A 13,372-nucleotide genomic window follows, 5' to 3' on the forward strand; every position below is an offset into this window, starting at 1 on the left:
CCGGCTGGGTGCGCTGTAGATGCCCGTACCCCCACACGCGCCACATGCTTCGGTGATCCGGTCGGCGCCCTTTCGACCGGGGTAGGGATCTTGGTACGAGCTCGCGCCGGCTGAAGGAGCGTTCTTCACGTCTCGCATCGCGCTTACCTCCCTTTCGTATCTCTGTCAGTTACAAAATACACCCACCCGCAGACACTCGCGTCGGGATCCTGCCGCCGGAGCGAATGGGGTTAGGGAGAGATCTTCCGCGTGTCCCTCGTCGGGTGTATATTAGTAACTGTCAGAGATACATACAGAAGGATGGTGCACGATGGCTACTCGAAAGACGCTCAGCCCCGAAGAGCGCAAGGCTCGCGCTGAAGCACTGCACGAGACGATCACTGCGCAGGTCGAGAAGCTTCGCGACTCCGAGCAGTGGACCGAGTTCCTGCGATACGCACGCAGTTTCCACCGCTACTCGCTCAACAACCTCTGCCTCATCTGGGCCCAGTTCGAGGCGCTCAAGGCTGCCGGTCTCACGGGCAGCGCCGACTCCTTCACCCAGGTCGCCGGCTTCCGGAAGTGGCAGGAGCTTGGCCGCCAGGTGCGCCGCGGCACCAAGGCAATCCGAATCTTCGGGTACGCCCAGAAGCGCATCGATGCGGCCGAGGATGAGAGCACTGACAGCGAAGCACGAACCGTGACCTGGTTTCCCGTGTTGAGCGTCTTCGACATCTCTCAGACCGATCCCATCCCCGGGCACCCAGGCGCCCCGGACAACCCCGTGAAGCAGCTCACCGGGGACGACGATCTCGGGATCGTCGATGACCTCAGCGACTACATGACGGGTCTGGGGTGGACTGTCGGCCGCGAGCGCATGCCCGAAGGGATGAATGGCTACGCGTCAGGCACACGCAAGCACGTCGCCCTGTCCGACTCGATCTCTCCCGCCCAGTCGGCAAAGACGATGATCCACGAGGTCTGCCACTTCCTCCTCGGGCACACGGATGAGGATTGCGACTACGTGGCGCATCGCGGCACATGCGAGGTCGAAGCGGAGTCCGCCGCCTACGTCGCACTGGGCATCCTCGGCCTCGACTCGGCCGACTATTCGGCCGGCTACATCACGGGGTGGGCAGAGCGCGCCGAGGCCGACGTCATGCGCGAGACAGCCAAACGCGTCCTGGACGCAGCGCAGCGCATCTCCGAGATCCTGACACCAGCGCCCGCGATCGCTCACGAGCTCGCCGCCTGACCATGATGCAGGACACCGGACCCCTGGAGACCGGCGCCCACGCGTCTGCAGGGACGGTCTCCTACGGCGCCCACATCCGTGCCGCCGGCATCCTCTGGGAAGTGTGTGACGTGCGCTCGATTGAAGCTCCCCCAGCCTCGAGGGAGACCCGCGGGCGTTTGCGCCCCATCGATACGGAGACCGGTGATCGTCTCACGATCGTGCGCATCGGACGCGCCGAACGGGAGATGGTCCACGTCGACCTGACCGTCTACGCCGGTGGCGAGATCTCCGCGTTTCCCGCTGCACGGAACTACAGCGCGCCGTTGACCGACCGGCAGCGGCAACTCATCCTCGACGACCTGGCCGGTGTCGAGTTCCACCTACCGCCTCTGAACGTTGACGAACGACTCAAGCGATTCATCTCGTCGATCGCCACCGATGCCACCCACGCCGCTGCGAACACGATCAGCTACGCACGCCGTCGGGTCTTGAGTGAGCACTTCGCCGAGCTCCAGACCCGTCCGGAGGCTGACCGGCATCGGGCAGCAATTCTCGACCAGGCTTGTGCCGAGTTCCGCGCGCGGTTGCAAGCGCTACTCACCCAGGCCTGAGCGCCGATCGGTATAGAGACGAGCAGCGCTTACGTCGGTATCCGCACCTAAAATCGGCGCCCATGCCCCCTCACCACTCATACCCATCCGGCGTCGAATGGAGCGACGTTTGTAGCTGGATCGCGGCGAATCGCCCCGATCTCGACGCGCGGCTCCGGGACGGCATCCCCGACCGGCAGGATGACCAACCCGCACCAGCACCTCCACCAGCGACCGTATGAACGCGTCCGCGTTCCACACCCAGGACAATCCGGGTCCGAGGACACCAAGCCGTCATCCGCGATCATCTCGGCACGCTACTCGCTCGTCGTGGCCGGGAAGCTCAACTTTCCACAGCCTCCGCAATCCTGTAGAATAGTAACTGAGAGAGATACATACCGAAGGGAGTTGAGGGAAATGGCGAACAAGACAGCAATGCAGGTGATGAAGGTTCTGCACCGCCAGGCGAACCCGACCGCAACCACGCGAGGCACTCCGGCCCAGGAAGCGAAGCGTCTGAACAAGTCCCGCAGGCTCGCGCTGGCCAACGCCACCGCCATGCTCAGCAAACTCAACCGCGCAGCCGTCACCGAGTCCGCCACGACCATCCAGGCGATGACCGACGATGCACAGGTACTCCTCGACGCTGCCACCGGGTTCCAGGAACTCATCGACGACATCCCCAACGGTCGCCAGCTCGCCGCCTGACATGGCTCGCCGGATCGTAACCGCCATCGCCGCCATCAGCGCCGTCTGCGCCGCCACGGCGGCGATCTGGCTGACGTCCGGCTCGTTCGCGTCCCCTGCAGAGAGCATCGTCCCCGACCCCGACCTGCAGCCCCTCGTGAACGCCGGCTACACCACACAAAGTGAGAGCGGCTCCTACGCCTTCAACCATTCGCTCATCGAGCAGCAGATCGACCAACTGCCGCCCGCCGATGAGGTGCTCATCCGCGCGTATGAACGTGACACCTTCGGCCAGCGCTGGGCGGATGTGGACCGAAACGGCTGTGACACCCGCAACGACATGCTCCGAATCTGGTTGACGGAGGTGACATTCAAGCCCGGAACACACGACTGTGTCGTTCTCACGGGCACGCTCGCCGATCCCTTCAGCGGCACCGCAATCGCGTTCACCCGCGGTCAAGGCACGAGCGAAGCGGTGCAGATCGACCACCTCTGGCCGCTGTCAGCAGCCTGGCAACGCGGAGCGGACGCCTGGACCGAGGTGAAGAGACAGCAGTTCGCAAACGACCCACTCAACCTCACGCCCGTCGACGGCCCGCTCAACCAGTCCAAAGGTGACAGGGTCAAGTCCCGTGGTGTGGTGTCACTCCGGTTGTTCCCTGTGGTGGGTGGAGGGTCAGGCGGTGAGGTAGCGCTCGGGGCGGGGCTGCTCGGTGTGATCGTGCAGGGTATGGACGAGTTTGCGCATGGAGATGTCGGAGAAGTAGCGGCGTTCGCCGTAGGACCATTCCTCGTGCTGTTCTTGGAGGACGGCCCCGATGAGGCGGGTGACGGAGTCGCGGTCAGGGAAGATCTGGACGACGTCGGCGCGGCGTTTGATCTCGCGGTTGAGGCGCTCGATGGGGTTGTTCGACCACACCTTCTGCCAGTGCTCGCGGGGCAGCGGTGCGAACGCGGTGAGGTCGGGTTCGGCGGCCTCGAGCATGGTCGCGATCTCCGGGAATGAGCCGCGGAGGCTGTCGGTGACGGCCTGGTATTGCGCGGTGACGGCTTCGGTCGTGGTTTGCGCGAAGATCGTGGAGATCAGTGCGTTGACGGGCTTGGAGCGGGCCGAGCCGATCTTCTGGGTGACGTTGCGAGCGAAATGGACCCGGCATCTTTGCCACCCGGATCCGGGCAGGATCGCTTTGACCGCGGCTTTCAGGCCGGCGTGCGCGTCGCTGGTGACCAGGGTCACCCCGAGCGGGTCGGCGTCGGTGGCGACCTTGAGTCCCCGGTCGCGGAGGGAGCGGAGGAACTCGGTCCAGAAGTCGGTGGTCTCCGCGTCCCCGAGCGCCATCCCGAGGATCTCCCTCCTGCCGTCGCCGGAGACTCCGGTGGCCACGACGAGGGCTTGGGAGACGACCCGGCCGCGGTGGCGGACGTCGAGGTAGGTGGCGTCGAGGAACAGGTAAGGGAACCAGGTGTGATCGATCCGGCGGTGCAGGAACTCCTGCACCGCCTCGTCGATCTCCCCGCAGATCCGCGACACGGTCGACCTCGAGATGCCGGTGTCGTTGCCGAGCGCACGGACCAGCTGGTCGACCTTCCTGGTCGAGACTCCGTCGATCCAGGCCTGGCAGATGACCGCGTAGAGGGCTTTGTCGACCCGGCGACGCGGGTGCAGCAACGACGGGAAGAACGACCCCTCCCGCAGCTTCGGGATCTGAAGGTCCACCTCCCCGGCCGGGGTCGCGAGCGTCTTCGGGCGCACTCCGTTGCGGCGGGTCGTCCGCTCAGGAGACCGCTCGTGCGGGGCCGCGCCGATCTTCACGGTCGCTTCCGCGTTGATCAGGTCTTGCAGGCCGGCCTGCAGCATCCGGCGGAACACGTCCGAGTGGGCGAGGTCGGGGTCGGCGAGGACTTCGCCGATCAGGGTCGTCAAGGCAGACTGGTTCTGGGTCATCGTGGGATCCACTTCTTTGCTTCTTGGCGGAAACAACTGGGTATCCCACGGTGGCCCGTCATCGTCTACGACGACGAGGACCCCGCGGGAAGTGACACCACGCTATGGGACTCACCCGGTGACAGCGGGCCCGAATGGATGCCTCCGAACGTCAGCTACCGCTGCGTCTACGTCGCACGGATGGTTCTCGTCGCCACCAACTACCAGCTGGAGCTGACCCTCGAAGACCGGCGCGCGCTCACTACGACGCTCGCCAGCTGCGCCTGATATAGATCTCCGTCATGAGGCCGGGCGAATGCAAGTCCGCAGACATGGCGGAAGCGATGTCACGCTCGGGCAAGTACCGCGCGGATCAGTGGCGTGGGGTCGGCGGCAGGATTTCGCCAGTCAGCGCGGCCGGGATGGGTCACGGTTACGACAGCACGGCCGTCGGCCGCGACGTGCGCCTCGCTGGTCCATGCTCGGGCGTTCTGTTCCCGAAACCGGTCGATCAATCGGTCGGCGCCGATCGCCTCCCGAGTCCAACGTCCAGCAGTGCCACCGAGGCAAAGAACAGTGCCAATCCCCAGCGATTGAAGAACCGCGTCATGAACCACCCAGCACTGCTTCAGCAGCGCCTCCTTTTCACGACCAAGCGCCTCCTCGCTCGTCGACCGGACGAACACGACGTTGCTGGCCGGCACATCGCGGAGGTCAAGCCCCAGTCGGTCGAACACGTGCCGCATGCGTGGTTGCAGCCCGTGCGTCCCAGGGGGTTTGCCCTGCCAGGAATCGTCGAGATACGCGGACCAGGGCGCCGCACGCCGCTTCCAATCGTGAACGCTGCGTGCGACCGTCTCACTCGCTTGGGAAACGGGCGACCCACCGGGATTCAAGCCCAAGATGTATAGGTCACGGTGACCTTGAAAAGCGCTCGACCCCGAATAGAAGAGCGCGCCGGATCGCTCGAGCGTAGATGGCGAAAGTTGCTCTATCGACGCGGCAATAGCGTCTGGCTGAAAATCGGGCATGGAGCGGTCAGGACTCGTTAGCCGCGATGGGCGCGGACAAGGCGACAGTCTTCGGCACGGCCCCACGCTATCTGAAGAGCATCGGGGTCCCTGACTGTTCTTCAGGCGCTCACGAGGAGTGGACTATCGGTTCCCCCTCGAGGGCGCACACGCGCAGATCCGCAGGCGAATGTGGCCCCCTGTCTGCCACGAATCGCGGGCCGCCTGTACGCGTGTCGCCAGGGTGGAGTAATCTCCTCTGAGACGCCCGGTTGCGGTGCGGCGGTTGAGAAGCAGTATCTCTGACAAGTGCTCCTTCCCATCTCCCGCTTCACCCACCGGGCGTCTTCTTCTATTCGGCGGTGATCAGTAGTTGCTGGCCGCCCCGCTCCGGTAGAGAGCCTCGGCGTCGCTTGCCGCTCCGATCGCATCTCGAACGTTCTGCTGCGTGAGGTCAAGCACCCGCAGCGTGTCGTCGACCTTCGCGACCGCTTCGATGCGGTGGAACGCGGCGCCATGCTCGACGGCGAACCGTGCCAGACCACGAAGCTTCGGCAACGCGTCGGCGAGATGGAACCCGTGCGGATCGACGATAGAGGGCCGAACGCTCCCACCGACGTCGGCGAAGAAGATGAAGTCTGGGAACAACCGGCGCCACGCACCCTTGCCGTCCACGTAGGCGATCGCGAGCGCGTCGTCGGCAGCTCTTCCCGGGTTTCGGTACCAGGCGGCGCTGTGGGGCAGCTCGCGATCGAGCACGTCGATCTCCCAGCTGCCGAGCGAACCGATGGGGAACGCGCCGTGCTCGTCCGACATGAGGTGGTGGGTGCGCGTGGCAACTGGATTGCCGTCTTCGGTGATAGTCGACTCCGTACGTACCTTGGGCCGGAGGACGGAGATCGGCTGCGGCGTGCCCGTCATTGCGATGAGCTCGGCGTAAACGGCCTGTCTCTCGTCGGAGAGGCCCTTGATGGGGATCCGGTACTCGGCAAGCCATCGTTCCGCGAGTGCAGTCGCAGCGCGGTTGAGCTCGTCCGCCACGGTCGGCACTTTGGCGAGCGCGGCGACTTGGAGATGTGCTGCGAAGAAGGCGTCGTCGTTGCCGTCACGGTCTGCGATGCGCTCGGCGTATCGGGCTGCGATGTCTTTGCCGAGGACTCGGCCGGCGGCGCGATATTCGGCGTCGACCGTGCGGTCGTCGGCGAGTTCGGTGAAGGTCGAGTCGACGATGAACGTCCGGTTTGCGATGGACGCGATGATGGTTTCTCCGTCGACGGTGCGAACATCTTGGCGTGCCTCGTCGACGATGTCGGCGTAGCGGGCCGCGAGACCGTCGAGCACCGCCAGCAGCTCGGTGTGGGCGAGCTTGGTGGCATTCGGCACAAGGCGGTCGTATGCGAGAGCCTGGGCCAGTCCCGAGAGCCGTGAGGTGGGTCGAGCGCCCTTCCGAGGGAGCGTCTCGGACGGGAGCTGATCGAACGCGTTCCAAACCTCTACCGGGATGGTGGCGTTGACGTGCATGTCGATCGGTCCCAGGAGCACTCGTCGACCGTCACCGCCGCCGGAGCCACCGCCGGCGTCGAGGTCGTCGTCATCGCCGTCGGAGGAGGCGACGCCGAGGAGCAGCTCGACGACCTTTCGGGCGGTGGACCGTTCGAAGAATGGGAGGATGCACTCCACCGAGTTGAGGCGATCGTCTCCGGGGATGCGTCGGGCCAGCGGTGTTCGCACCATCCGGCCGAGCAGCTGGGTGATGTGCGTGTCGTCCTGGGCTGGGCGGTAGGAGACGAGCACCTCGGCGCGCGGGCAGTCCCAGCCCGTCGAGATCGCGTCCTTCGCGAGCAGGACGCGGATGGCGGTGCGCTGTTGCACGTGCTCGGGGCTGATGTAGCCAATGACGCGACCACCGATGACCAGGTCGGTGTGCTCGCCGAAGACGTGTGCGATGTTCGCATCGCCGAGCTCCGGCCACTCGTCGGCGATCGCCTGGAGCGCATCGAGCAGCATCTGGTCGCTGGGGGTGTTGGGCACCTGCACCACCAGGAGGGGAATGACGGGATCCTCCATGGTCTCCTGTGCGCGGTGGTAGTCGGCCCAGTGCTGGGTGGATTCCTTCACTCTGCGTACGCCGCGGCGAAGCAGCACGGTGTCGAAGGTGCCGGTCTCTGCGGGGAAGTCGAGACGGATGTCGTCCTTGAGGAGTCCAGACTCCTGCACTCGGGCGGGGTCGACCACGACGTTTGGAAGCAGAGTTCGTCCGGACGAGTCGGCCATCGCCTGGTTGAACCGCTCGACCGTTGCGCTGATGCCGAGCACGACCGGTACCGGAGGGGCGCCAGCTTCGCCGTTGACGAGCTGACGAACGATCGTTGACTTCTCTGCCCGTTCATTGCGATTGGGGCGCTTCATCCCCCGGTGTGCCTCGTCGAGGATCACGTACAGCGTGAGGGCGGGATCTTCGATCGTGTTGCGCAGGACATCCCAGAAAGTGTTGGCCCGGCGGTCTGGAGCGATCAACATGTTCTCGGCGTCGGCGAGCGTGCCTCCGCGCACAAGGAGTGATCGGGCAGCAAGCTTCTGAGAATTGAGGAAGTAGACGTGCCCGGGTTCGAGGCGATCTCCGGCGAACGTGTTGCCGATCGCGACGAGTCGTGAGTACGGGATCTCCTCGGTAGCCTGCAGGATGCGATGACGGGTCTGCTCGTTCAGTGACGGGTCGCTGGTGAACCACAGCACCACGGCGCCCGGGTCGGGTGCGAAGTTGAAGTCGTCGTTGCCGGCGAACAGCGCTTCGATGACCGCGGCCGCCATGACGGTCTTGCCAGCACCGGTGACAGCAGACAGCGAGAACGCCGACAGCCGCGGCCGTGGCCGGTGATAGTCCTCGCGCGCGTCGATGAGATTGGCCAGCACGTCCGCTACCGCATCGGCCTGATAGTCCTTGAGGGTGAACTTCACCGGCTCTCTCCCCCGACGTTGATCGTGAAGTTGGTCAGATAGGACTCGTATAGCCGGACTGGCTCTATGTGCTCCGGGAGGCCTGCGCAGACCATCTGGAACGATCTGTCATCGTCGGTGACGATGTAGGCCACGCGTGCCGATGGCGCCGCGGCCAACTGCTCCTTGAACGCCCTCGAGGAGTCCACGTCGAACAGCACCCCGTACGTCTCGGCGATCGCGAAATCCTCTTCTTCGGCGTCAATACGCGGCCCACGAGCTCCCGCCCTCAGCCACAGAAGTGGAGCAATCGCCGAGAACGCTCTGTTGTGAGAAACCATCCGTGGTGACTCGTATGTGAGGGTGAACACCTCGAGGTTTTCGTCGAAGCCGTCGAGCATCGGAAACTCGTCGACGAACTTGTAGTCTCCCTTGATCGGCTCGCCTGCCGGCGTTCTTCCCAAGATCGCCGCCTCGAGTCGCGGCTTGGTGATGTAGTCGCAGATACCCCAGCGCTCCCATTCCTGATCGCCGGGCCGTAGACGGTCTGCACGCAGTCGCTTCTGCTCGTCAGCACTCACTTCGTTGTTGGTGATACTGATCGACTGTCGACGTCCGCCGTCCTGTCGATTCAGTCGCATCACTGCGTGCGCGGTCGTTCCGGAGCCAGCGAAGAAGTCGACTATCGTCGCGTCCGGGTTGTCAGCGACGAAGAATCTGAGCGCATCCTCGACCGCATAGAGCGCCTTGGGATAGGGGAACTTTCTGTCGGGGAGAAGTGCGGCCAGCAATCGCGACCCGCTGTTGCCGGCGTCATGAGATGAGATTCGCCACACATCGGTAGGCACGAATCGTGCCTCGTAGTCGGAGCTGTCGGTAATGACTGAGCCGTCGGCCCTACGTCCGAGCACCTTGAAGGTGCCTTCGGTGACCTTCTTGCGCTCCCCGAGCTTGAGGTAATAGGGAGTTGTTCGTTCGGCGTTCCACTTGCCCAACCGTGCATGACCTTGAGCTATCAGTTCTCGGAGAGCCGCGGGACTGATCTGCCAGCGGCCTTCCCGACCGTCCTGTCGGATGGGCCACACCGCTACGGCGCCCTCTGGGGCGGGTTGGGTTTGCCAGCCGTCTCCGTAGTACGGCTCGCCGACGGAATGAAAGATGGGTCCTTGTGGGGTGTCGACCACATTCACTGGATAGAACAGGTTGGGATGTGTCGTGCGGAAGGGTTGTGTTCCGGAGCGCATCAGCAGGTTCCATCGGATGTCGTTCTTGTTGCGTGTCACGACTGGGTTCCACTCGCTGCCCAGGGGCAAAGGTGAGGGAGCGGAGCTTCCGAACTGAACGAAATACAGGTACTCGGCGGATCGGTTGAAGGTTCCGCTCCGGGTGGATCCCGCACCATTGATTGACGACGTCACCATGGTGATTCGTGCTTCCGGAAATACCTGCTCGAGGAGCAGCCCGAGCCGCAAGTACTCCTTCTCATCGATGGTGACGATGAGGACAGAATTGTCTGGGTTTAGCAGCCGCTTGGCGACGTTCAGGCGGCGCTCGATGAAAGCTAGCCATTTCGAGTGGCGGTAGATGTCTTCGCCGTCGACGTAGTCGTTGTTGTACTTCCAGTCCTTGGCGCCGGTGTTGTAGGGCGGGTCGATGTAGATCACATCGACCCGTCCTGCGTGGGTGTACTGCAGCGTTTGCAGTGCGTGGAAGTTCTCGGCGTTGATGACGGTGTGGAACGGCTTGTCTCCGCCGCGCTCTACTCGCCCTGTTGACACAAGGCCCGGGTAGATGGGATCCCGGAACTCGGCGACGACGACGAGGTCGTCGATGTTCCGGGTCACGACCTCGAGCTCCACATCTGTCGGAGCAGGCGTGGAGTCTTCGATCGAGGCGACGAGCGTCGCCGTCTTGGTTGCTTCTTCGAGGGCGATGCTTCTCACCCTCCACAGACGATCGTCGACGGTGGAAGGTGCGTCGCCGCGGGCAGGCAAGAATCGCACCTTGTCGTTGACGCGAACAGGGCGGCCGGGCAGTTCGACCGTCTCTGGAGTGTGCCGCTCGAAGTTGAGACCGAACGCGCGGCGGCCGCTCAGTGCGGTGTACTCGCGTGTGAGGTCGGCTGCCAGCTGGGGGTTGAGTTGCTCGACGTGTTTGAGCAGCTGGGTGATTCGGGACACAACGGACAGCCTATTGATCCCGTTGCGACTCTCATCGCAAGCCTTGCCCTCGGCCGGGATTAGCGACTGGAGGAGGATGGCTGCTCGGTGGCCGCCTTCTCCCAGTATGCGTAGAGCGCCTGCTCCATCTCTCCTTTGAGCCTTGTCAGCTGCGCGAGCTGCGCTTGTTCTCGATCTGACAGCGAAGTGCTGCTCATCTTGGTGGTGAGCTCGGCGGAAGCATCCGTGACCAGTTGCACGCAGATGTTGGCGGCCGTGTTGAACCCGTCCTCGAATGCCTGATCGGTGTGTTCGGCTGCGACGCCTCGCACCCGAGTCAGAGCCTCCTGCCCGATGTTCTTGGCGAAGTCGATCAAGCCGGCCATGAATCCCCCTCTTCAATCCAACGACTATGTCGTGCGCTTGCGTTCAGGCTAGCGATTCATCCGCCGCCGCGAGCTGCGGGGAGCTTGAGGTCGAGGCGACCCGAGACGGCTGCCGCCGACCATTGTCGACGTCTCTCACCGGTGATACAGTTAGTAACTGTCAGAGATACTAACTAGTAGGGAGTGAGACTATGGCTGCAGCACTCGTTTCAGACGACACGATCGATCTGCTTGTTTCTGCCCTGATGATCCTGGGACTCAGCCCCGACCCGGCCAAGCCGATGCCGACCGGGTCGCAGTGCGTGACGCATGTCGCGGACGGAATCGGCCGCGAGCTCAGCGACGCGAACCTCGACGCGGTGAGCCTGGCGGAGGCCACGAACCCGCCCCGTTCGACATACCGATGGCAGCCGATCATGGAAGTCGCGCTGAGCTATCTCCTGCAGCCCACGGTGGCGCTGCAGGTCGAGGCGGCGCGCCGGCACTACGTCCGCAATTGCGCATCGCACCCCGGATGGGAGCAATCGCAGGCGCGACAGATCGTCGCCCGCTTGGGCGAGAGCCTCCGGAAGGGCCCGCTCCTGAGGTGGCCCCGCGAAAACCATGGCGACCTGCGCGGCATCCGGAAGTGCGAGCCGGCGTGGACACGAGAGATCGGCTTCGCCGGTCTGGAAGCGAAGGCTGACGCATGAGCGGGCAGCCACGGACTCCCGGTCGCCTTCCGGAGCACCTCCGCCACCGCTTGTCAGTGCAGTTATCTGTAGTCGCCGTTCTCGCCCTGGTCACTGGTGCAGGGCTCTTGGGGATCGTGGTGGCACCGATCCTCGACCGGATCATTTTGACAGGGCTGGCGGCGGGTTTGGTGTGGCTACTCATCGTCGCGGCAGTGGGGTTCTTCCGCGGAGACTGACATGACTAAGCAGACCGTGAGATGGACTCAGCAGGCTGAGGTGGTCGCCACCGTCGACATCAGCCTCGACGAGCTCGCCGTCTGGGCAGCAGAGAGCGCGCAGGTCCGCGCTTTGATGGGCGCCGAAGCGACCGCAGCTCACGTTAGCCGCGTGAGGTTGCTCCTGGAGTCGAACGCCCACGTACGCGACACCTTGGTCCGCCTGTGGGCGGTAAGCAAGGCGACGGAGAACGGCTGAGAGGTCCCGGATGTTGGGTCTCTCAGCCGTTCAACCGCATCAGGCGAGACGAGCAGCGAGCTCGTCGATCTTGTCTGGCCGGAATCCCGACCAGTGATCTTCGTCGGTGATGACGACGGGCGCCTGCAGATACCCAAGCGCCTTCACCTGCTCGAGCGCGTCAACGTCCTGCGAGAGGTCGTGAACTTCGTACTCGATCCCCTTCGCATCTAGCGCCCGATAGGTCGCGGTGCACTGCACGCACGCGGGCTTGGTGTAAACCGTGGTGGCCATGTGGTGTCCTCCTTCCTATTCTCGTTGCGCTGAGACTGCCAACCAGCTCAGACATCAGGTGGATGTCACTGAAGCGCGGTGATGACGATGCGGCGCGGCCTACGGGCCGGCAATGGCACGGCCAACGCGAATCGCGGCGTCCGCACCCACAGTGCGCGGCGGGGGTGCTCCCGAAGCGTGCGGGCCCACTCGTCCGCGGCCGCCTGCAGAGCAGGCAGCTCCCGCACAAATAGCACCGCGTTGTATATCCGGTAGGCGGACTCACCCAGCGCATCCCGTTCACCGGCCGACGCAGCGAAAGCACTCGCCACCAGCAGGTGCGCCTTCAACTGCCGTCCCGTCATCAGCCGCACTCTCATCCGTCGCCCCTCCCTGCGCATCCCAGATCTCACACTCGCTCGATGAGGATCGACCCATACTGTGCTCGCGTGACAAGGCTCCCGACCGTCTCGGTCCGCTCGAGCTCTTGAGCCGTAAGGATCGTGGAGGACGTTCCTTCGGACCCAGTGATGGTGACGGTGAACTGCATGGACGAGATCTCCCTGGTCAACCGGAGGCTGCGTTCGCGCGAGCAGCGCGGAGCACCTTCTGAATGTGTGCGTCGAATGCGCCGGCGACATCGCCAGCAGAGTTGGTCACCCGCCCGCGGGCGCCGCACCCACAGCCCCAGCGGCCGACGCCGCCTGGCACGTAGAAGTGCTCTATCGCTGGTGCGTGTTCGGTGCTCGTCATGAGGAGGATCCTGAGTATGAGGCGACCGCCGTCGCGTGCATCCGGATCGTTACGTCCTTCACTGCACAGGGATGCCGCCAGATTCGCCGGTCTACTAGCAAGACGGGGCGGGTTCCCGCGACGGATTCGGCAGCTTCGGCAAGGTCACGCGCCCAGACTCTGATGATCCCCGTCGACGGGTCAGCGAAGCCGAGAAGTTTCGGTAGGCAGCGGTGCGGCATCCCGGACCGAACGATGAGATCCGCGCCGATCAGGAGCGGCGGAAGCGGCACGATCGCCGTCTGCGGCGACTCGAGGTACACCGTGTACG

The 13,372-nt window shown here is 64.3% G+C and carries 13 protein-coding genes and 1 pseudogene; 7 read left to right on the forward strand and 7 right to left on the reverse strand.

What is annotated here, in order from left to right; all coding sequences use genetic code 11:
• The first annotated feature begins 310 nt into the window (after positions 1–310).
• The 4 genes and pseudogenes from ACWIBS_RS14580 to ACWIBS_RS14595 form a co-directional block, all read left to right on the forward strand.
• Entirely contained in the window at positions 311–1,234 is a 924-nt protein-coding gene (locus tag ACWIBS_RS14580) for an ArdC family protein (RefSeq protein ID WP_376127389.1), read from the forward strand.
• Positions 1,235–1,236: 2 nt separating this feature from the next.
• Positions 1,237–1,827 (forward strand): hypothetical protein, encoded by a 591-nt coding sequence (locus ACWIBS_RS14585; protein ID WP_376127387.1) that lies wholly within the window; start codon positions 1,237–1,239, stop codon positions 1,825–1,827.
• Positions 1,828–2,223: 396 nt separating this feature from the next.
• A complete protein-coding gene (locus ACWIBS_RS14590; RefSeq protein WP_376127385.1) occupies positions 2,224–2,514 on the forward strand; it encodes a hypothetical protein in 291 nt (96 codons plus the stop codon).
• 1 nt (position 2,515) lies between these two features.
• Positions 2,516–3,094, forward strand: a pseudogene (locus ACWIBS_RS14595) (HNH endonuclease family protein); the annotation flags it as partial.
• Positions 3,095–3,169: 75 nt separating this feature from the next.
• Here the strand turns inward: ACWIBS_RS14595 and ACWIBS_RS14600 are convergent.
• Positions 3,170–4,438 (reverse strand): IS256 family transposase, encoded by a 1,269-nt coding sequence (locus ACWIBS_RS14600; protein ID WP_242089912.1) that lies wholly within the window; start codon positions 4,436–4,438, stop codon positions 3,170–3,172.
• A gap of 138 nt (positions 4,439–4,576) precedes the next feature.
• On the opposite strand from ACWIBS_RS14600, the gene ACWIBS_RS14605 reads away from it, so the two are divergent.
• Positions 4,577–4,705, forward strand: a complete 129-nt coding sequence (locus ACWIBS_RS14605; protein ID WP_376127383.1) for a hypothetical protein — start codon at positions 4,577–4,579, stop codon at positions 4,703–4,705.
• Positions 4,706–4,764: 59 nt separating this feature from the next.
• Here ACWIBS_RS14605 and ACWIBS_RS14610 read toward each other — a convergent pair whose 3' ends face one another.
• The 4 genes from ACWIBS_RS14610 to ACWIBS_RS14625 all read right to left on the reverse strand — a co-directional run bounded on the left by ACWIBS_RS14610 (position 4,765) and on the right by ACWIBS_RS14625 (position 10,909).
• On the reverse strand, positions 4,765–5,154 hold the full coding sequence (locus ACWIBS_RS14610) for a hypothetical protein (RefSeq protein WP_376127381.1): 390 nt from the start codon (positions 5,152–5,154) through the stop codon (positions 4,765–4,767).
• A gap of 639 nt (positions 5,155–5,793) precedes the next feature.
• Positions 5,794–8,385: a DEAD/DEAH box helicase gene (locus ACWIBS_RS14615; RefSeq protein WP_376127380.1), complete on the reverse strand. Its 2,592-nt coding sequence runs from the start codon at positions 8,383–8,385 to the stop codon at positions 5,794–5,796.
• The gene (locus ACWIBS_RS14620) at positions 8,382–10,544 is read right to left on the reverse strand and encodes a site-specific DNA-methyltransferase (RefSeq protein ID WP_376127378.1); all 2,163 of its coding nucleotides are present in this window, start codon (positions 10,542–10,544) and stop codon (positions 8,382–8,384) included. Before ACWIBS_RS14620 ends, ACWIBS_RS14615 begins: the two co-directional genes overlap by 4 nt.
• A 59-nt stretch (positions 10,545–10,603) precedes the next feature.
• Positions 10,604–10,909 carry a hypothetical protein gene (locus ACWIBS_RS14625; RefSeq protein ID WP_376127376.1) on the reverse strand — a complete coding sequence of 102 codons (306 nt, stop codon included), beginning with the start codon at positions 10,907–10,909 and terminating at the stop codon, positions 10,604–10,606.
• A gap of 191 nt (positions 10,910–11,100) precedes the next feature.
• Here ACWIBS_RS14625 and ACWIBS_RS14630 point away from each other — a divergent pair, with 191 nt between their 5' ends.
• Both ACWIBS_RS14630 and ACWIBS_RS14635 read left to right on the forward strand, forming a co-directional pair.
• On the forward strand, positions 11,101–11,601 hold the full coding sequence (locus tag ACWIBS_RS14630) for a hypothetical protein (protein WP_376127374.1): 501 nt from the start codon (positions 11,101–11,103) through the stop codon (positions 11,599–11,601).
• 219 nt (positions 11,602–11,820) lie between these two features.
• Positions 11,821–12,057, forward strand: coding sequence for a hypothetical protein (locus tag ACWIBS_RS14635; protein ID WP_376127372.1), 237 nt, complete (start codon positions 11,821–11,823; stop codon positions 12,055–12,057).
• 39 nt (positions 12,058–12,096) lie between these two features.
• Here the strand turns inward: ACWIBS_RS14635 and nrdH are convergent, their stop codons facing one another.
• Together nrdH and ACWIBS_RS14645 are read right to left on the reverse strand one after the other, a co-directional pair.
• The gene (gene nrdH, locus ACWIBS_RS14640) at positions 12,097–12,330 is read right to left on the reverse strand and encodes a glutaredoxin-like protein NrdH (RefSeq protein ID WP_071044856.1); all 234 of its coding nucleotides are present in this window, start codon (positions 12,328–12,330) and stop codon (positions 12,097–12,099) included.
• 65 nt (positions 12,331–12,395) lie between these two features.
• Positions 12,396–12,674 (reverse strand): hypothetical protein, encoded by a 279-nt coding sequence (locus tag ACWIBS_RS14645; protein ID WP_376127369.1) that lies wholly within the window; start codon positions 12,672–12,674, stop codon positions 12,396–12,398.
• Positions 12,675–13,372: the final 698 nt, after the last annotated feature.

The organism is Microbacterium sp. NPDC055442, from assembly GCF_053644215.1.

Excerpts from the sequence above, each read along its gene's own strand:
- ACWIBS_RS14580 (WP_376127389.1), top strand. The coding sequence starts at position 311 with ATGGCTACTCGAAAGACGCTCAGCCCCGAAGAGCGCAAGGCTCGCGCT.
- ACWIBS_RS14585 (WP_376127387.1), top strand. The coding sequence starts at position 1,237 with ATGATGCAGGACACCGGACCCCTGGAGACCGGCGCCCACGCGTCTGCA.
- ACWIBS_RS14590 (WP_376127385.1), top strand. The coding sequence starts at position 2,224 with ATGGCGAACAAGACAGCAATGCAGGTGATGAAGGTTCTGCACCGCCAG.
- ACWIBS_RS14600 (WP_242089912.1), bottom strand. The coding sequence starts at position 4,438 with ATGACCCAGAACCAGTCTGCCTTGACGACCCTGATCGGCGAAGTCCTC.
- ACWIBS_RS14605 (WP_376127383.1), top strand. The coding sequence starts at position 4,577 with ATGCCTCCGAACGTCAGCTACCGCTGCGTCTACGTCGCACGGATGGTT.
- ACWIBS_RS14625 (WP_376127376.1), bottom strand. The coding sequence starts at position 10,909 with ATGGCCGGCTTGATCGACTTCGCCAAGAACATCGGGCAGGAGGCTCTG.
- ACWIBS_RS14630 (WP_376127374.1), top strand. The coding sequence starts at position 11,101 with ATGGCTGCAGCACTCGTTTCAGACGACACGATCGATCTGCTTGTTTCT.
- ACWIBS_RS14635 (WP_376127372.1), top strand. The coding sequence starts at position 11,821 with ATGACTAAGCAGACCGTGAGATGGACTCAGCAGGCTGAGGTGGTCGCC.
- nrdH (WP_071044856.1), bottom strand. The coding sequence starts at position 12,330 with ATGGCCACCACGGTTTACACCAAGCCCGCGTGCGTGCAGTGCACCGCG.
- ACWIBS_RS14645 (WP_376127369.1), bottom strand. The coding sequence starts at position 12,674 with ATGACGGGACGGCAGTTGAAGGCGCACCTGCTGGTGGCGAGTGCTTTC.